General features: G+C 72.1%; 16 protein-coding genes and 1 riboswitch. Of the genes, 8 read left to right on the forward strand and 8 right to left on the reverse strand.

The features are described from left to right. The first annotated feature begins 64 nt into the window (after positions 1-64). A complete protein-coding gene (locus ABXJ52_RS09760) occupies positions 65-2,479 on the forward strand; it encodes a DUF3488 and transglutaminase-like domain-containing protein (protein ID WP_367040993.1) in 2,415 nt (804 codons plus the stop codon). A gap of 126 nt (positions 2,480-2,605) precedes the next feature. Here the strand turns inward: ABXJ52_RS09760 and ABXJ52_RS09765 are convergent, their stop codons facing one another. The 3 genes from ABXJ52_RS09765 to ABXJ52_RS09775 all read right to left on the reverse strand — a co-directional run bounded on the left by ABXJ52_RS09765 (position 2,606) and on the right by ABXJ52_RS09775 (position 4,753). Continuing rightward, entirely contained in the window at positions 2,606-3,016 is a 411-nt protein-coding gene (locus tag ABXJ52_RS09765) for a DUF3040 domain-containing protein (RefSeq protein ID WP_367040995.1), read from the reverse strand. Positions 3,017-3,289: 273 nt separating this feature from the next. Continuing rightward, the gene (locus ABXJ52_RS09770; RefSeq protein WP_367040997.1) at positions 3,290-4,066 is read right to left on the reverse strand and encodes a methyltransferase; all 777 of its coding nucleotides are present in this window, start codon (positions 4,064-4,066) and stop codon (positions 3,290-3,292) included. A gap of 150 nt (positions 4,067-4,216) precedes the next feature. Next, positions 4,217-4,753 (reverse strand): SAV_6107 family HEPN domain-containing protein, encoded by a 537-nt coding sequence (locus ABXJ52_RS09775; RefSeq protein ID WP_367040999.1) that lies wholly within the window; start codon positions 4,751-4,753, stop codon positions 4,217-4,219. A gap of 162 nt (positions 4,754-4,915) precedes the next feature. Here ABXJ52_RS09775 and ABXJ52_RS09780 point away from each other — a divergent pair, with 162 nt between their 5' ends. From ABXJ52_RS09780 to ABXJ52_RS09800, 5 genes are all read left to right on the forward strand, one after another. Beyond that, positions 4,916-5,689, forward strand: coding sequence for an ATP-binding cassette domain-containing protein (locus ABXJ52_RS09780; protein ID WP_367041001.1), 774 nt, complete (start codon positions 4,916-4,918; stop codon positions 5,687-5,689). After that, complete coding sequence (locus ABXJ52_RS09785; RefSeq protein WP_367041003.1) at positions 5,661-7,745, forward strand: YhgE/Pip domain-containing protein; 2,085 nt, start codon at positions 5,661-5,663, stop codon at positions 7,743-7,745. Before ABXJ52_RS09780 ends, ABXJ52_RS09785 begins: the two co-directional genes overlap by 29 nt. A gap of 50 nt (positions 7,746-7,795) precedes the next feature. Then, positions 7,796-8,413: a TetR/AcrR family transcriptional regulator gene (locus ABXJ52_RS09790; RefSeq protein WP_367041005.1), complete on the forward strand. Its 618-nt coding sequence runs from the start codon at positions 7,796-7,798 to the stop codon at positions 8,411-8,413. Between the two features lie 399 nt (positions 8,414-8,812). Continuing rightward, positions 8,813-9,427, forward strand: coding sequence for a DUF4126 domain-containing protein (locus ABXJ52_RS09795; protein WP_367041007.1), 615 nt, complete (start codon positions 8,813-8,815; stop codon positions 9,425-9,427). Between the two features lie 45 nt (positions 9,428-9,472). Further along, positions 9,473-10,999, forward strand: a complete 1,527-nt coding sequence (locus ABXJ52_RS09800) for an NAD(P)/FAD-dependent oxidoreductase (RefSeq protein ID WP_367041009.1) — start codon at positions 9,473-9,475, stop codon at positions 10,997-10,999. Positions 11,000-11,012: 13 nt separating this feature from the next. Here ABXJ52_RS09800 and ABXJ52_RS09805 read toward each other — a convergent pair whose 3' ends face one another. The 5 genes from ABXJ52_RS09805 to ABXJ52_RS09825 all read right to left on the reverse strand — a co-directional run bounded on the left by ABXJ52_RS09805 (position 11,013) and on the right by ABXJ52_RS09825 (position 15,277). After that, entirely contained in the window at positions 11,013-11,882 is an 870-nt protein-coding gene (locus ABXJ52_RS09805) for a hypothetical protein (RefSeq protein WP_367041011.1), read from the reverse strand. 44 nt (positions 11,883-11,926) lie between these two features. Then, the gene (gene metF / locus ABXJ52_RS09810) at positions 11,927-12,847 is read right to left on the reverse strand and encodes a methylenetetrahydrofolate reductase [NAD(P)H] (RefSeq protein ID WP_367041013.1); all 921 of its coding nucleotides are present in this window, start codon (positions 12,845-12,847) and stop codon (positions 11,927-11,929) included. 88 nt (positions 12,848-12,935) lie between these two features. Further along, positions 12,936-13,592, reverse strand: coding sequence for a thiamine phosphate synthase (gene thiE / locus ABXJ52_RS09815; protein WP_367041015.1), 657 nt, complete (start codon positions 13,590-13,592; stop codon positions 12,936-12,938). Between the two features lie 86 nt (positions 13,593-13,678). Then, complete coding sequence (locus ABXJ52_RS09820) at positions 13,679-14,044, reverse strand: Rv2175c family DNA-binding protein (protein WP_160504555.1); 366 nt, start codon at positions 14,042-14,044, stop codon at positions 13,679-13,681. A gap of 66 nt (positions 14,045-14,110) precedes the next feature. Then, complete coding sequence (locus ABXJ52_RS09825) at positions 14,111-15,277, reverse strand: FAD-dependent oxidoreductase (RefSeq protein WP_367048930.1); 1,167 nt, start codon at positions 15,275-15,277, stop codon at positions 14,111-14,113. Between the two features lie 183 nt (positions 15,278-15,460). Continuing rightward, positions 15,461-15,573, forward strand: a riboswitch (TPP riboswitch). Between ABXJ52_RS09825 and thiO the strand changes: the two genes are divergently transcribed. Next, positions 15,571-16,782, forward strand: a complete 1,212-nt coding sequence (thiO, locus tag ABXJ52_RS09830; protein ID WP_367041018.1) for a glycine oxidase ThiO — start codon at positions 15,571-15,573, stop codon at positions 16,780-16,782. (Overlaps the previous riboswitch by 3 nt.) Continuing rightward, positions 16,779-17,006: a sulfur carrier protein ThiS gene (gene thiS / locus ABXJ52_RS09835; protein ID WP_367041020.1), complete on the forward strand. Its 228-nt coding sequence runs from the start codon at positions 16,779-16,781 to the stop codon at positions 17,004-17,006. The genes thiO and thiS overlap by 4 nt, the downstream gene beginning before the upstream one ends. Positions 17,007-17,009: the final 3 nt, after the last annotated feature.

Consider the following 17,009-nt stretch of genomic DNA (forward strand, 5'->3'; position numbering starts at 1 on the left):
GCGGGCCGGGGGCGAGCGGTGGCCCGTCCGGCAGGACCACAGGCACGACAACAGGGGGACGTACATGAGTGGGCGCGCGCGACTCGCGCTCTGTGCCACGGCGGCCACGCTGATGGCATCGGGCGCGCTGCTGCCGCTCGTCGATCCGGCGACGTGGTTCGTCCAGGCGGCGATCCTGCTCGCGCTGCAGAGCGGCGTCGGGGCGCTCACCCGGCGGGTGCCGCTGGCCCGGCCGGTCACGGTCGCGGTGCAGGCCCTGGTGACGCTGCTGTTGCTGACGCTGGTGTTCGCCCGTGAGCAGGCGATCGGCGGGGTGCTTCCGGGCCCCGACGTGTTCCGGGCGTTCGGACTGCTGCTCGAAGCGGGCGGCAACGACGTCGGGCAGTACGCGATCCCGGCGCCGCTCAGTGACGGCATCCGGCTGATGCTGGTCGGCGGCGTCCTGGTGATCGGCCTCGCGGTGGACGCCCTCGCGGTGACGTTCCGTACGGCGGCGCCCGCGGGACTGCCGCTGCTCGCGCTGTACTCGGTCGCCGCGGGGCTCTCCGGGAACGGGGCCGGGTGGCTGTGGTTCCTGCTGGCGGCCGCGGGGTATCTGCTGCTGCTCCTCGCGGAGGGCCGGGACCGGCTCTCCCAGTGGGGGCGGGTCTTCGGGGGCGCGGCGCGCGCTCCCGGCCGTGTCTCCGGGGGTCTGGAGACCGACGGCGGCGCGATCGCGCCGGTCCGCACGGGGCGGCGCATCGGCGCGGTGGCCCTCGGCATCGCCCTGGTGGTGCCGCTCGCGCTCCCCGCACTCGACGGCGGGCTCCTGGACGGTACGGGCGGCGGCGCAGGCTCCGGTTCCGGCGGTGGCGGCACGATCTCCGCGGTGAATCCGCTGGTCGCGCTCCAGGACAGCCTGAACGAACCGGACGACCGCGAGGTCATCTCGTACAAGACGAACGCCAAGGAGACCGAGAACCTCTACCTGCGGATCGTCTCCCTCGACCAGTTCGACGGGACCACCTGGAAGACCACCGTCCGGAGCATCGAGGACGTACCGCCGCGCCTGGAGGACCCGCCGGGGCTCTACCCCGACGTCCGCAGGAGCGAGATCCAGACGAACATCTCGGCCGCCGACCGCTACGCGCAGAACTGGCTGCCGATGCCCTACCCGGCGAGCGAGGTGAAGATCAACGGCCGCTGGCGGTACGAGCCGGTCGGGCGCGCCCTGGTGGGTGACCGCGGGCAGACGACGCGCGGCGCGCGGTACGAGGTCAAGAGCCTCGTCGTGGAGCCGACGGCCGAGCAGCTGGCGAACGCCTCCGAGCCGCCCCAGCAGATCGCGGACGAGTTCACCAAGGTGCCCGGCTCCCTGCCGCCCGTGGTGGCCTCCGAGGCCCGCAAGATCACCAAGGGCGCGTCGAACGACTACGAGAAGGCGGTCGAGCTCCAGGACTGGTTCGCGTCGGAGGGCGGCTTCACGTACAACACGCAGGTGCGGGCGGGCAGTGGGCCCGCGGCGATCGCCCGCTTCCTGGAGCAGAAGGAAGGCTTCTGCGTCCACTTCTCGTTCGCGATGGCCTCGATGGCGCGGACGCTGGACATCCCGGCACGCGTCGCGGTGGGCTTCACGCCGGGTGCCGCGCAGGGGGACGGTTCGATGTCGGTCGGTCTGCGGGACGCGCACGCCTGGCCGGAGCTGTACTTCGAGGGCGTGGGCTGGACCCGCTTCGAGCCGACCCCGAACCGCGGCACGGTGCCTGACTACACGCGCCCGGACACCCCGTCCGACGGCGCGAGCGACCCGGCGGTGCCCGAGCCGAGTGCGTCGTCGGCGCCGTCCGACGAGCCGTCGGCCTCCGCGAGCTGCCCGCCCGACCAGCAGAAGCAGGGCGGCTGCACGAGCACGGCCCCCGCGATCGCGGGTGGTTCGGGCGGCGACGGACCGCCGATCGGCATGATCGTGCTCATCGCTCTGGGAGCGCTTGCGGTCGTCGGCCTGCCCTTGCTGCCGATGCTGTGGCGCAAGCGGATCCGGGCGGTCCGCCTCGGCTCGACGGGTCGTACGGAGGCGGACGCGGCCGCGCGGACGCTCGCCGCGTGGCTCGAGGTGACCGACACGGCCTGGGACCACGGAATCACGCCGGACGATTCGCAGACCCCGCGCAAGGCGGCGGCCCGAATCGTACGCATCGGGGAGCTCGCCGAGGCGCCCGCGGAGTCCGTCCATCGTCTGGCGGCAGCGGTCGAGCAGGTGCTGTACGCGCCACGGCCGCAGCCGGTGGCCGGCCTCGCCGACGACGTACACCGGGTGTCCGACGGTCTGCGGGGCACGGCGAGCCGCCCGGCCCGGCTGCGGGCGACACTCGCGCCGCGTTCCGCCGCACGAGTGGTGTGGGTGCTCTCCGACCGCTGGACGGCGGTCAAGGAGCGGTGGTCCGAGCGGATCACCAAGCGGTGGGCGGCGCTGCGGAGGCCTTCACAGCAGCAGGGCTAGCGGCAGGGCCGGCAGCAGGGGGCAGCAGGGCTGGAGAGCACAGGGCCAGCGGCAGGGCTGGAGCGCATGCGTAAGGGGTGACCGCCTGGGCGGTCACCCCTTACGCATTGCTGAAAAGCTAAGAACTCACTGGCCCTGTTCGTCGCGGCGGCGCTGCCACCGCTGCTCGATCCGGTCCATCATCGACTTTCGCTGCCGGGCCTGCCGACGAGCCGGGGCGCCGCCCGGTGCCGTGGGCGTGCCGGCGGCCGGTTGTTCACCTGGCTTGGGCGCTTTGCGCCATCCGGTGACGGCGAGCACCGCACATCCCAGCATGACGAGGAATCCCACCACGCTCACCCAGATCTGCTGGGCGACCATTCCGGCCATGAGAAGGGCGATACCCACAAGGAAGCCCGCGACCGCTTGGTAGACCCGTCGCCGGGTGTACGTACGCAGCCCGCTTCCCTCGAGCGCTGTCGCGAACTTGGGATCTTCGGCGTACAGCGCTCGCTCCATCTGCTCGAGCATGCGCTGCTCGTGCTCCGAGAGCGGCACGGAGTCCTCCTCATCGTGCAGTCGCCGGGGCGACCGGGGGTCCCCTTCAGGATAGGCAGGGAATCGCCCCCGTGAAACCCGCCCCTCTGCGCCAACTTCGCCAAACCGGACCACCCTGCCGCTCCGGCTCGCTGAAGCGTGCATTCCCCAGCGGCCGACCCGGCATGCCGGACGGTCTGCCTCGATCATACGGCGCCCATAGCCCGTTCGGGGGGTGTGTGCCGTACTCCATGTGCGGTCGCGCCGCTGATCAGCGGGCAGCGGGGTCGGACCTCAGGCCTCGTCGGCATCCCGGGTCTCACCGAGCACGTGCAGCTGGGTGGCCACGGAGTGGAAGGCGGCGAGCTCCGCGGCGGCCGCTTCCAGCTTGAGGAGGGCCTCGAGTGCGCCGGGCTCGGTGTCCACCAGAACGCCGGGAACGAGGTCCGCGAAGACCCGCACCCCGTGCACGGCGTCGACCTTGACGCCCGCGCCCTCGACCAGCTCGGTGAGCTGCTCGGCGGTGAAGCGCCGGGGCACGGGGTCGCCGTCGCCCCAGCGTCCTGCCGGGTCGCCGAGCGCCTGCCTGGCCTCGGTGAAGTGCCCGGCGAGCGCCCTGGCGAGCACGGCTCCGCCGAGTCCCGCGGCGAGCAGGCTGAGGGTGCCGGAGGGCCGCAGCGCGCTGACCGCGTTGCGTACGCCCTCGGCGGGGTCGTCCACGTACTCCAGGACGCCGTGGCACAGGACGGCGTCGAAGCCGGCGCGCTCCACGACGTCGAAGAGGCCGTGTACGTCGCCCTGGACGCCGCGCACCCGGTCGGCCACGCCCGCCTCGGCGGCCCGGCGCTCGAGCGCGAAGAGGGCGTTCGGGCTGGGGTCGACGACGGTGACGCGGTGGCCGAGGCGGGCGACGGGCACGGCGAAGTTTCCGCTGCCGCCTCCGGTGTCGAGCACGTCGAGGGAGTGTGACTCCCGGCCCGTGGCCTTGACCCGGCGGTCGAGGGCGTCCTTGAGGACCTCCCAGACCACGGCGGTACGGAGAGAAGCGCGGGGGCGCATCGGGTCCGACACGGCAGTTGACTCCTCGGCGCGTCCACCGCAGGTCCGCGGCGGAGCTAGGGGGTTCCCCCCGCTGCTCGTGCGGCAGTCGGGAGGGTGCGGGCGGCTCCCACCCTATTGCCTTCGGCCGACTGTCCCGTCACCCGTCCCGGACTGCCCCCGTCACCCGTCCCGGCCGGCGTCCGGCGGCTCCTGCCGGGGCTGGGGCAGCACGGGCTGGAGCACCAGCATCCGCTCGACGAGCCGTAAGAACATCGCCACGTCACGCAGCAGGTCGTCCGCGTCCCGGATGGTGGCCGCGCCCTGTATGCCTGCCTCCGCGCGCGCCCTGCGTGCCGCGCCCGAGGCGAACAGGGCGCTCCACTCGGTCAGTTCGGGCGCTATCTCGGGGAGCACCTCCCAGGCGCTCCGGATCCGCTGCCTGCGCCGGGGGGTCGTCTCGGGCCGTCCGCGGGCGGCGAGGACGGCGGCCGCGGTGCGCAGGGCGGCGAGGTGGGCGGTGGAGTAGCGCTCGTTCGGAGTCTCCAGGTGCGCGGCCTCGTCGATGCCGGCGCGGGCCTGGGCGAGCAGTTCGAGTGCGGCGGGCGGGGCCGTGGCCCGGCGCAGGACGGGGTGCACGTCGCTCGCGGGGCCGGTCGCTACGGGGGCAGGGCCGACGGGGTGGTGCCGACGTGCGGCTGCTGCGGAAGTGCGGGCCATGACGAACCTCCTGTCGTCGCGTAACGGCTATGTGGCCGTATGTGCACATCGTGTAGTACGCCACTGACAATCGGCTCTGACCTGCGGTTTTGCCTCGCCCGCCGGTTCGCGTTAGTTTTTGCACTGACCAGTCAGTTCAAAAAGAGGGTGCGAGGGGGAACTGTGGACGGGTCGAACGACGGCGCCCGGGGAGCCGCCGTCACAGCGCGGGAGTTCGGGCTCAAGGGGCCGCGGGGCTGGGCGTTTCGCGGGGTCGGGGTCGAGGCCGGGCCGGGGTCGCTGATCGCGATCGAGGGGGCTTCGGGGTCGGGCCGTACCTGTCTGCTGCTCGCGCTCGCCGGGCGGATGCGCCCCACGGAGGGAGAGGCCACCGTGGGGGGCTTCCGGCTGCCCAAGCAGCTCGCCGCGGTCCGCCGGATCAGTGCGCTCGGGCCCGTCCCCGGCGTGACGGACCTCGATCCGGCACTGACCGTGGCCGAGCAACTGCACGAACGGGCGCTGCTGGAGCGGCGGTTCGGCGGCTCGCTGCGGAATCTGCTGAGGCCGCGCGCCGAGCGGGCGGCCGAGGCACGGCTGCGGATCGACACGGCCCTGGCCGCGGCCGGGCTCGACACGGAGTCGCTGCCCAAGGGACGGCGGACCTCCGTACGCGACTTGGAGCGCCTCGAGATGCTGCGGCTCTCCGTGGCCCTGGCTCTGATCGGACGGCCCCGGCTGCTCGCCGTGGACGACGTCGACCTCAAGCTGTCGGACGCCGAACGCGGCGAGGCCTGGGCCCTGTTGAGGTCCCTCGCGGAGAGCGGCACCACCGTCGTGGCCGTGTGCAACGAAGCACCCGAGGATGCGATCGCCGTGTCCACCGACCGCGGCGCCGACAACGACAACGACGACGACAAGGAGACGGCGGATGCGCTCGCCGAAGCTGGCCGCGCTTGAGCTCAGGCGCTTCGGCAGGGGGAAACTTCCGCGCATGGCGCTGGTCGCGCTCCTGCTGCTGCCCCTGCTGTACGGCGCGCTGTACCTCTGCTCGTTCTGGGACCCGTACGGCCGTCTCGACCGCATACCCGTGGCGCTCGTCAACGACGACAAGGGCGCCACGGCCTCGGGCAAGAAGCTCGCGGTGGGCGACGGCATCGTCGACGGGCTCAAGGACAGCAAGACCTTCGACTGGCACGAGGTGAGCTCCGCCGAGGCGCGCAAGGGCGTCGAGGACGGGACGTACTACCTCTCCCTGAGGATGCCTTCCGACTTCAGCAAGCGCGTCGCGTCGAGTTCGGGCGACTCACCGGAGACCGGTGCTCTCCAGGTCCGCACGAACGACGCCAACAACTACATCGTCGGGCAGATCTCCCGGACGGTCTTCTCCGAAGTGCGCACGGCGGCCTCCACCAAGGCCTCGCGCACCTTCCTCGACAAGATCTTCATCTCGTTCTCCGACATCCACGGAGAGACGGAGAAGGCCGCCAAGGGCGCCGACAAGCTCGACAGCGGCATCGGTGAGGCCAAGAAGGGCTCGAAGAAGCTCGTGACCGGCCTCAAGGACGCCAAGAACGGCAGCAGTGACCTGGCCGGGGGCATCAAGAAGCTCGACAAGGGCGCCGGCAAGCTGGAGACGGGCTCGAAGAAGGTCTCGGACGGCACCCAGAAGCTCGCCGACAAGGTCAACGGCACCGCGGACCAGGTGCGGCCCTTCCTCAAGGACAACGGCAAGACCATCGGGGACACCGCCCGGCTCGTCGCCGACTCCTCCAAGGCACTGCGCGGCAACCTCGACACCTGGGTCGAGCTCGCCCCCGTGGCGGCCGACGGCGCCAAGAAGGGCTCCGAGACCATCGGCGGCCTCTACACGGAACGTTGCGAGAACCTCCCCGTACCGGACCCGGCCTGCCCGCGGCTCAAGAAGGCCAAGACGGCCGCCGAGAACGTGTCGACCATCGCGGACGACATGAACACCGTGGTCAAGGACCAGAACAGCGACGTCAAGAAACTCAACAAGCACCTCGCCGCGCTGCAGAAGAAGTCCGAGGCACTCGCCGAACGCGCACCGCACCTCGACGAGGACCTGGACAAGGCCGTCACCCAGATCAACGACCTCAACGCGGGCGCGGGCAAGGTCGCCAAGGGCGCCAAGAAGCTGCACACGGGCCTCGGCACCGCCCATACCGGCGCCACGGACCTCGACACGGGCATCGGCAAGCTGGAGACGGGCGCGAGCGACCTCAAGGGCGGCATGTTCAAGCTGGCCGACGGCTCCGAGAAGCTGTCCGGCGGACTGCACGACGGCGTCAAGAAGATCCCCGACTACGACAAGAAGGACCGCGACCAGCGCACCGACGTCATGGCCGACCCGGTGCAGCTCGCGTCCCGATCGATGCACCAGGCGCCCAACTACGGCACGGGCTTCGCCCCGTACTTCATCCCGCTGTCCCTGTGGGTGGGCGCGATGGTGGCGTACATGCTGATCCAGCCGCTCAACCGGCGCGCCCTCGCCGCGGGCGCCTCCTCCTGGCGGATCGCGTTCGCGGGCTGGCTGCCCGTCGCCGCCCTCGGTGTGGTGCAGACGGCGGCCCTGATGTCGGTCCTGCACTGGGGACTTGGCCTGCAGATGGCGCGAGCCGCCGCGACGGTGGGCTTCCTCTGCCTGGTGACGTGCTGCTTCGCGGCGATCGTGCAGTGGCTGAACGCGCGCTTCGGGGCGGCGGGACGCATCCTCGTCCTCGCAGCCCTGATGCTCCAGCTGACCTCGGCCGGCGGCACCTACCCCGTCCAGACGAGTCCGTCCTTCTTCAGCTGGATCCACCCCTTCTTGCCGATGAGTTACGTCGTCGACGCCCTGAGGAGGCTCATCACGGGCGGCGGGCTCGGTCCCGTCTGGCAGGCGTGCGTGGTTCTGACGGCCTTCACGGCGGGCGCACTGGCGCTCACCGCGCTCTCCGCACGCAAGAAGCAGGTATGGACCCTGGACCGCCTGCACCCGGAGCTGACCCTGTGAGCCCCGAAACCGCGCCTGTGCCGGCGCCAGGACCTGTGAGAATCGGGCCCATGGACAGCAGCGCAACCAGCACCCGGCGTGAGGCCACCCGGCAGAAGCTCTACGAGGCGGCCGTCACCCTCATCGCGGAGCAGGGCTTCTCGGCCACGACGGTCGACGAGATCGCCGAGCGGGCCGGGGTCGCGAAGGGCACGGTCTACTACAACTTCGCGAGCAAGTCGGTCCTCTTCGAAGAGCTGCTGCGGCACGGCGTCGGTCTGCTCACCGCCTCCCTGAAAGAGGCGGCCGAGAAGGCGGCGGGGAGCGGCGGCAGCCAGGTCGACGCACTGGACGCGATGATCCGCGCGGGCCTGGTCTTCATCGACCGCTATCCGGCCTTCACCCAGCTGTACGTCGCCGAACTGTGGCGCACCAACCGCGCCTGGCAGTCCACCCTGATGGTGGTCAGGCAGCAGGCGGTGGCCGTCGTCGAGGACGTCCTGCGCGCGGGTGTCGAGAACGGCGAGCTCAGCGAGGAGATCGACATCCCCCTGACGGCCGCCGCGCTCGTCGGGATGGTCCTGGTGGCGGCCCTGGACTGGCAGGCCTTCCAGCCGGAGCGCTCCCTGGACGACGTGCACTCGGCGCTCTCGCGCCTGCTCCAGGGCCGGGTGAGCGGCGGGCGCTGAGCAGCCCCTGAGCAACCCCCGAGCGGCACACACAAAGCGCCGGGCCGGTGCCACCCGTTCTCAAGGTGGCACCGGCCCGGCGCTTCCTGCGTTCCCCCGCAGTCCCCCGCAGTCCCCCGTTCGGCCCCTCGGCCGGTCATCGCCGAGCGGCCGCCCGTCTCCCCCGTGTCTCGCTCCCACCTTCGGCGGGGTGGGAGGAGCGGCCAAGGGCGCCGCGCCGTTCCGCCGCCCCGTGTCGGCGGTACGGGCGCTGCGCCCTTCTCCGTGTCCCTCACTCTTCCTTCTTCGCAGGTCGGGACCCATCCGCGCTGGTACTCATCTCCAGCACTAGGTACGGATACTCAGTCCTGGGTGCTCATCCCCAGGCCGAGCGGTTCCCGACTGGTTACGATCGCGTCCGTGTCCGTACTCCCCCTGGTCTTCACCAGCGGCTGGGCGAGCGGGATCAACGCGTACGCCGTTGTCCTGCTGCTCGGTGTCTTCGGCGCGACCGGGATCTCCGACGAGGTGCCCGAGGCGCTGCAACGTCCTGATGTGCTGATCGCCGCCGGCATCCTCTTCGCCTGCGAGGCCGTCGCCGACAAGATCCCTTACTTCGACTCGGTGTGGGACACGGCGCACACCGTGATCCGGCCGGTGTCGGGCGCGGTGGTGGGCGCGCTGCTCGCCGGCCAGAGCGGTTCGCTGTCCGACCTGGCGGCGGGCGCTGTGGGCGGCTCCACGGCGCTGGCGAGCCACTTCGTGAAGGCCGGGACGCGGATGGCGATCAACACCTCGCCGGAGCCGTTCAGCAACGTCATCGTGAGCACGGCGGAGGATCTCGGGGTGGGCGGGATCGTCACCTTCGCGATGTTCTACCCGGAGGCGGCGGCGATCATCGCGGCCGTGCTGCTGGTGCTCGGCCTGATCCTGGTGTTCTTCCTCGTCTCGCGGATCAGACGGTTCCTGCGGCGCAGGGCGCAGCGGCGCGAGGAGAAGCGGCTCGCGGCGCACGCGGGGCGGCCGCCGGACTGAGGCCTCCCGGCGGGACTGTCAGTGGTGGCCGATAAAGTCCCTGGCATGGCACGGATTGTGGTGATCGGCGCCGGGATGGGCGCGATGGCGGCCGCGGCCCGGCTGGCCGTCGCGGGCCACCGGGTGGTGGTCCACGAGCGTTCGGGGACGTACGGCGGCGCGCTCGGCAGCGTCGAGCGGGACGGCTTCGCCTTCGACACGGGACCGGCCCTCCTCCAGCTTCCGGCCGTCTATCGCGACCTGTTCGTCAAGACGGGCAAGGAACCGCTGGAGAAGTGCGTCGAGCTGTCCCAGGTGGAGCCCGCCGTGCGGCACGTCTTCGCGGACGGCACGACGGCCGATCTGCCGAACGCCTCGCGCGCGGGCGTCGGCGATGCCCTCGACGCGGCGCTCGGCAGCGGCGCGGGCGCCCGCTGGTCGGCGTACATGAACCGCGCCCGTGAGGCCTGGGACCGCACCAGGCGTCCCCTCCTGGAAGAGCCCCTGTGGCCGAACTGGCAGGTGCTCGCCGAGCGCGAGCCCTATCCCTCGGTGCCGCACAAGCGCCTCCTGCGGCGCGAGCGGCGCGCGAGAACCCTCACCGAAGTCGGTGAACTGGAACTGGGCGGCGACGCACGCCTTGTGGCGCTCCTCGAGCAGTACGCCCTCGCGCACGGCCTCGACCCCCGGTCGACCCCGGCGAGCGCGGCCGTCCTGCCCTACTTGGAACACACCTTCGGAGCCTGGTCCGTGCGCGGCGGGATGCGCGCGCTCGCCCGGGCCGTGTACGAGCGGTGTCTCGCCCGGCGGGTCGAGTTCGCGTTCGACTCCCCCGTCGTCCGGATCATCGAGAAGGACGGCCGCGCGGCAGGTGTCGAACTCGCGGACGGGACGGCGGAAGAGGCGGACTTCGTGGTCGCGGGTATTGCGCCCGGCGCACTGGACGGCTTGCTGTCCGGTGTATCCGCCTTGCCCGGCGAATCCGGTGTGAACATACGGTCGGAGGGTGAGGTGCGGCCCCGGTCAGGACTGCCGAGCCGTCTGACGGTCTTCCTCGCCCTGAGCGGCCCGCGGCCGGACGGGGCACCCCACCGGACGGTGCTGCACACCCCCGACCGCCAGGAGGAGCTCGACCGGCTCTTCGGAGACCGCCCCGGGCTGCCCGCCGCGCCCACCCTCACGGTGCTGCGCCCCGACGACCCCGCGCTCACCCCGGACGCCGGGCACGAGGCGGTCACGCTGACGGTGACCGTGCCCGCGCACACCGAGGTCACCGAAGCGGACGTGGAGCGATTGCTGGGCCGCGCCGAGGCCGTGGTGCCCGGCCTGCGGGACCGCCTCCTGTGGCACGAGGTCCGCACCCCCGCCGACATCGCGGAGGCCACCGGCGCGGACGGCGGCGCGGTCCCGCCCCCGTCCCTCGCCGCGGGAGAGGGCCGTCTGCTCCACCCGGCCAACAGCACACGCCTGCCGGGGCTTTTCGCCGTCGGCGGCTGGTCGCATCCCGGCGGCGGGCTTCCGCACGCGGGCATGTCCGGCACGCTGGTCGCCGGACTGATCGTGGAGGGACCGGAGTTCCGGGGCTCGCAGTGAGCGAGCCGCCGGGTCAGTAGCGGTACTGCTCGTTGTACCCCGCGTCGTACCCGTTCCCCTGGGCCTGCTCGCCCTGGTAGGGGTATGGCTGCTCCGGCGGGAGTTCGCCGCCGTACTGCCCGTAGGGGTCGTCGGCGTTGCGCTGCTGGGGCACCCAGACCCCGCCGGGCGGCGTCTCGTTGTACGTCCCGTCCCCGCTGCCGTAGGGATCGGCGGGGTAGGGCGCGTACTGCTGCTGGTCGCCGTACGTGTCGTAGCTCTGCTGGCCGCCGTACGTCTGCGTCCCGATGTACGGGTCGGAGTAGGCGGCGTACTGCTGCTGCCCCGTCTCGCCGTAGGCGTACGGCTGCTGGGGGTCGTAGCCCGCGGCGGCGTAGGTGTCGTAGCCGTAGCCGCTGTCCTCGGAGGCCGACTGCTGCTGTGCGAACGCCGCGTCGCTGTAGATGCCGTACTGCCCGGTGTCGTCGGGCAGCGGCTCAGGTGCGTAGACCCCGACGCCGGGCGGGGTCTCGGGCGGCGGCCCTGCCGGGCCCGCGTCCTCGTACTCGAGGTCGGAGACCTGGAGCGTCGGGTCCTGGGATGCCTCGGCGCCGCGCGGCGTCGTCTTGCGGCGCTTGCTCAGGCCGGGCCGGCCGCCGAGCGCCCAGCCGGTCGAGAAGCCACGGCGGAAGGACAGCGTCACGTACGTCTGGCCGGTGGCGAAGGCGATCGCACCCGCACCGATGACGATCACCGACGGCAGCAGCACACCGATGACCACGGCGAGGAAGCCGCCGAAGGCGAGCAGCCGCCAGCGCAGCCGCGCCTTGTACTGCAACAGCACTTCGCCGAGCAGCCACAGCGCGACGCATCCGAACGCGATGTAGAGGACCGTCCAGCCCATGTACGCCCCTCTCCCCCCGGCCGCCGCCCGAGGGGTACAGCCGGTCAGGCCTGCGGGTGATGCAGACCCAGATTCTCGTAGATTTCCAGCGTCGCCGTGGAGTTGTTGAGCGTGATGAAGTGCAGCCCCGGCACACCCTCGGCAAGGAGACGCGCGCAGAACTCCGTCGCGAACTCGATGCCAATGGAGCGTACAGCCGCCGGATCGTCTTTGGCTGTGAGGATGCGCTCTTTGAGCGCCGGCGGGATGGTCGCGTTGCTGAGCTGCGGCAGCCGTTCCAGCATGCGCACACTCGTGACCGGCATGATCTCCGGGATGATCGGCGTCGAACAGCCCGCCGCCTCGACCCGGTCACGCAGGCGCAGATACTCCTCCGGGTAGAAGAACATCTGTGTGATCGCGTAGTCGGCGCCGGCCCGGCACTTGTCGACGAAGTGCCGGACGTCGGTGTCCCACTCCTCCGAGCGCGGATGCATCGCGGGGAAGGCCGCGACGCCCACGCAGAAGTCACCGGACTCCTTGATCAGTCGGACCAGTTCGGCGGCGTACGTCAGGCCCTCGGGGTGCTTGACCCAGTCGGCGAGCGGGTCGCCGGGCGGGTCGCCGCGGACCGCGAGCATGTTCCTGATGCCGGCGTCCGCGTACTGCCCGATGATGTTGCGCAGTTCGGCCACCGAGTGGTCGACCGCGGTCAGGTGCGCGACCGGCGTGAGCGTCGAGTCGGCGACGATCTGCTGCGTCTCCTTGACCGTGCCCGCCCGCGTCGAACCGCCCGCTCCGTACGTCACGGAGACGAAGCTGGGGGCCACCGCCTCGACCCGGCGCAGGGCGTTCCACAGGTTCCGCTCGCCCTTCGCGGTCTTCGGCGCCGAGAACTCGAAGGAGTACGTCGTCTTGCCGGTCGCGAGCATGTCGCGCACGGTCCGTGCGCGATCAGTTCTGGTGGAAGCAGTGCCTAGGGCCATACGGGCAGGTTAGCCACGGTCCACCGCCACCGGCCAATCCCCGTCCAGCCTGCGGACAGCATCCCCGGAAGTTGGCCGAAGATCGCCGTCAGGCCGTACGCAGCCGCTTCGCGAAGTCGGCCGCCGCGGCCCCCGGATCGTCCGCCTCCGTGATCGCCCGTACGACGACGACGCGGCGGGCGCCCGCTTCGAGCACCTCGTCGAGGTTGCCCGCGTCGATGCCGCCGATGGCGAACCACGGGCGGTCCGTGCCGAGCGAGGCGGTGTACCGGACGAGGTCGAGCCCGGGGGCGTACCGGCCCGGCTTGGTGGGGGTCGGCCAGCAGGGACCCGTGCAGAAGTAGTCCACGCCGTCCTGCGTCGCCGCGGCGCCGGCCTCGGACTCGGCGTGCGTGGAGCGGCCGACGAGGACGTCGTCAGGGCCGCCGAGGATCGCGCGGGCCGCGGGCACCGGCAGGTCGCCCTGGCCCAGGTGCAGCACGTCGGCGCCGATGGCGTGCGCGATGTCCGCGCGGTCGTTCACCGCGAGGAGCTTGCCGTGCCTGCGGGCGGCGTCGGCGAAGACCTGGAGGTGTTCGAGCTCCTCGGCCGCCTCCATGCCCTTGTCCCGCAGCTGCACGATGTCGACGCCGCCGCCGAGGACCGCGTCGAGGAACTCGGGGAGGTCTCCCTGGCGCTTGCGGGCATCCACGCAGAGGTAGAGGCGGGCGTCGGCGAGCTGCTCGCGGGCAGGCTTGGTGGCCATGAAGAGGTCCCCCCGGGTCGTCGGTGGCCTACGGGCCGTGTGTCCCGGGGGACACACGGCCCGTACGCAACGGTTTTCCGTGTCGGTCAGACGGCGAGCGCCTGGGCGCGGCGCTTCACCTCCGTGCCGCGATTCTCGCTCAGGGCCTGCGCGGGCGTGCCGGGCAGGGTCGGGTCGGGAGTGAAGAGCCACTCCAGCATCTCTTCGTCGTTGAAGCCGTCGTCCCTCAGGAGCGTCAGGGTGCCGGTGAGGCCCTTGACGATCTTGTCGCCGTCGATGAAGGCGGCCGGCACCTGGAGCGCGCGGTTCTCACCACGGCGTACGGCGATCAGCTGGCCCTCCTTGACCAGCTGGCGCACACGCGTCACCTCGACGTCGAGCATTTCCGCGATGTCGGGGAGGTGGAGCCACTCAGGGACGAGAGCATCAGTCTTTGCGTCAATCTCGGTCACGGGGTCAAGCGTATCTCCGGGCACCGACAGCGGCCGGGCAGCGGCCCCCCGGTCACGACGCAACCGCTACGGGAGCACGGCCTTCTTCAGGGGGACCGCGGGGTCAGAGGCCAGTTCGGCGGAGAGGCCTGCGCCCGCCTCGATCAGCTTGCGGCCCTGCGCCAGGTCCCTGGGACGGCCCACCGCGAGGACGGCCACCAGGACGCCCCCGCGCAGCCAGCACACGGTCCAGGCGACGCCCAAGGGGTCGCCGCGCCACACCAGCTCGTCGGCGGAGGCGTGGTGCCCGGCGTACTGGACGAAGCGGCCGAACTGCTCGGACCAGAAGTACGGGACGGGGTCGTACGCCGAAGGGGTATCGCCGATGATGTTCGCCGCCACCGTGCGCGGGCCCTGCAGGGCGTTGTCCCAGTGGTGGACGAGGAGGCGCTCGCCATACCTTCCCGAAGGGAAGGAGGAGCAGTCGCCGACCGCGTACACGTCGGGCTCCGAGGTCCGCAGGTGGTCGTCGGCGAGGACCTCCCGGTGGGCGCCCAGGGTGATGCCGGAGTCCGCGAGCCAGGCCGTGGCGGGGCGTGCGCCGATGCCGACGACGACCGCGTCCGCGGGCAGCCGGGTGCCGTCGGTCAGGAAGACGCTGCCGGGTTCGACGCGGTCCACGCGCGCGTGGGTGCGCAGGTCGGCCCCGGAGTCGGCGTACCAAGCCGCCATGGGCGCCGCGACCTCCGCGGGCAGGGCCCCGGCCAGCGGTCGCTCCGCGGCCTCGACGACGGTGACCGAACAGCCCGCCTCACGCGCGGCGGTCGCGAACTCGGCGCCGATCCAGCCCGCGCCGACGACCACGATGCGGCGCTGTTCGGCGAGCACGGGCCGCAGCCGCTCGGCGTCGTCCAGGGTGCGCAGCAGATGGACCCCGGGAACCCCGGAGGCGCCGGGCAGCAGGATCGGCGCGGCGCCGGTGGCGATGACCAGGGCGTCGTACGGGACCGGGCCACGCTCGGTGTCCAGTTCGTGCTCCGCGGGGCGCACGCCCGTGACCTCGTGGCCCAGGCTCAGCTCGATGCCGAGGGCCTCGAAGTCGATGTCGAAGGCGGAGCCCTCCGCCTTGCCGAGCAGCACGGCCTTGGACAGCGGCGGCCTGTCGTACGGCTGGTGGGGTTCCGCGCCGATCAGGGTGACCGCACCGGTGAACCCCTGCTCGCGCAGCGCCACGGCGGTCTGCACGCCGGCCATCCCCGCGCCCGCGATGACGACCCGGCGCTCTTCCTGCCTCCGCTGCTCACTCACCCGATCACTGTAGGACGGCGGATGGCGCGCGCCTCAGGGCGCGGCGGGGAGATCTCTGACACACCGTCACAGCCCCTGACCGCACAGCTGCCCTACTACGCCGGGACGCCAAAGGCTAAGGTTGCCGTGCAGAGCACTCGCGGGAGCCCGGACGCACCGGGCTGAGAGGGAGGCTGGACGGCCTCCGACCGTACGAACCTGATCCGGGTCATGCCGGCGAAGGGAGGGGCTGGACACCCATGCATCCACGTACACCACCCCACACGACGAGTACGACCGGCGCGAGCACGACCGACGTCCTGGTCGTCGGGGGCGGCATCATCGGCCTGGTCACGGCCTGGCGGGCGGCGCAGCGCGGCCTGTCCGTCGCGGTCGTGGACCCCGAGCCCGGCGGCGGCGCGGCGCAGGTGGCCGCGGGCATGCTGGCCGCCGTCACCGAGCTGCACTACGGGGAGCAGACGCTGCTCGCCCTGAACGTGGCCTCCGCGCAGCGCTATCCCGACTTCGCGGCCGAGCTGACGGAGGCGAGCGGCCTCGATCTCGGCTACCGCGCGAGCGGCACGCTCGCCGTCGCCCTCGACTCCGACGACCGTGCGCACCTGCGTGAGCTGCACGCTCTTCAGCAGCGGTCGGGGCTCGCTTCGGAGTGGCTGAGCGGGCGCGAGTGCCGCCGTCTGGAGCCGATGCTCGCGCCGGGCGTCCGGGGCGGGCTTCGGGTCGACGGCGATCACCAGATCGACCCTCGCAGACTCGCCGCTGCGCTCCTCCTGGCCTGCGAGCGGGCGGGCGTGATCTTCCACCACGCGTGGGCGGAGCGCCTTACGGTCGTGGCCGACCGGGCCACCGGAGTCGTCCTCGCCGACGGCACCGCCCTGGAGGCCGGTCACACCGTGCTCGCCGGAGGCAGCCTCAGCGGGCGCCTCGACGGGGTCCCGGAGGGCGTACTGCCGCCCGTGCGCCCGGTGAAGGGGCAGGTGCTGCGGCTCACCGTGCCGCAGCGGTACGCGCCGTTCCTGAGCCGCACCGTGCGCGCCGTCGTGCGCGGCAGTCACGTCTACCTGGTGCCGCGCGAGAACGGCGAGCTCGTCGTCGGCGCGACCAGCGAGGAACTCGGCTGGGACACGACGGTCACGGCCGGCGGCGTGTACGAGCTGCTCCGGGACGCCCATGAGCTCGTACCGGGCATCACGGAACTGCCGCTGACGGAGACCCGGGCGGGCCTGCGCCCCGGCTCCCCCGACAACGCGCCGATGCTCGGCCCGACCGCGCTGCCCGGCCTCCAGCTGGCCACCGGGCACTACCGCAACGGCGTACTCCTGACGCCCGTGACCGGCGACGTGATGGCGCACGCCCTGACCACCGGTGAACTGCCCGACGAAGCACAGGGGTTCACTCCTCTGCGCTTCGCCGGAACCCCCCGAGCACAGCACTTCATGGAGCAGCACGCATGACTCTCCCGTCCGACACAGCCGTCACCGCCGTCTCCGTGAATGGAGAGGCGCGCGACGTGGCCACCGGCACCACGCTCGAAGCCCTCGTCGCGACCCTCACCGCGGCCCCGTCCGGTGTCGCCGCCGCGCTCAACGAGACCGTGGTCCCGCGTACGCGCTGGTCCACCACCCCGCTCACCGACGGGGACCGCGTCGAGGTCCTCACCGCCGTCCAAGGAGGCTGAACC

The sequence above is a fragment of the Streptomyces sp. Je 1-332 genome, assembly GCF_040730185.1.
Lineage (GTDB): Bacteria > Actinomycetota > Actinomycetes > Streptomycetales > Streptomycetaceae > Streptomyces.

Coding starts and splice junctions, on each gene's coding strand:
- ABXJ52_RS09760 (WP_367040993.1), top strand. CDS start 65: ATGAGTGGGCGCGCGCGACTCGCGCTCTGTGCCACGGCGGCCACGCTG.
- ABXJ52_RS09775 (WP_367040999.1), bottom strand. CDS start 4,753: ATGGCCCGCACTTCCGCAGCAGCCGCACGTCGGCACCACCCCGTCGGC.
- ABXJ52_RS09785 (WP_367041003.1), top strand. CDS start 5,661: ATGCGCTCGCCGAAGCTGGCCGCGCTTGAGCTCAGGCGCTTCGGCAGG.
- ABXJ52_RS09790 (WP_367041005.1), top strand. CDS start 7,796: ATGGACAGCAGCGCAACCAGCACCCGGCGTGAGGCCACCCGGCAGAAG.
- ABXJ52_RS09800 (WP_367041009.1), top strand. CDS start 9,473: ATGGCACGGATTGTGGTGATCGGCGCCGGGATGGGCGCGATGGCGGCC.
- ABXJ52_RS09805 (WP_367041011.1), bottom strand. CDS start 11,882: ATGGGCTGGACGGTCCTCTACATCGCGTTCGGATGCGTCGCGCTGTGG.
- metF (WP_367041013.1), bottom strand. CDS start 12,847: ATGGCCCTAGGCACTGCTTCCACCAGAACTGATCGCGCACGGACCGTG.
- thiE (WP_367041015.1), bottom strand. CDS start 13,592: ATGGCCACCAAGCCTGCCCGCGAGCAGCTCGCCGACGCCCGCCTCTAC.
- ABXJ52_RS09825 (WP_367048930.1), bottom strand. CDS start 15,277: ATGGCCGGCGTGCAGACCGCCGTGGCGCTGCGCGAGCAGGGGTTCACC.
- thiO (WP_367041018.1), top strand. CDS start 15,571: ATGCATCCACGTACACCACCCCACACGACGAGTACGACCGGCGCGAGC.
- thiS (WP_367041020.1), top strand. CDS start 16,779: ATGACTCTCCCGTCCGACACAGCCGTCACCGCCGTCTCCGTGAATGGA.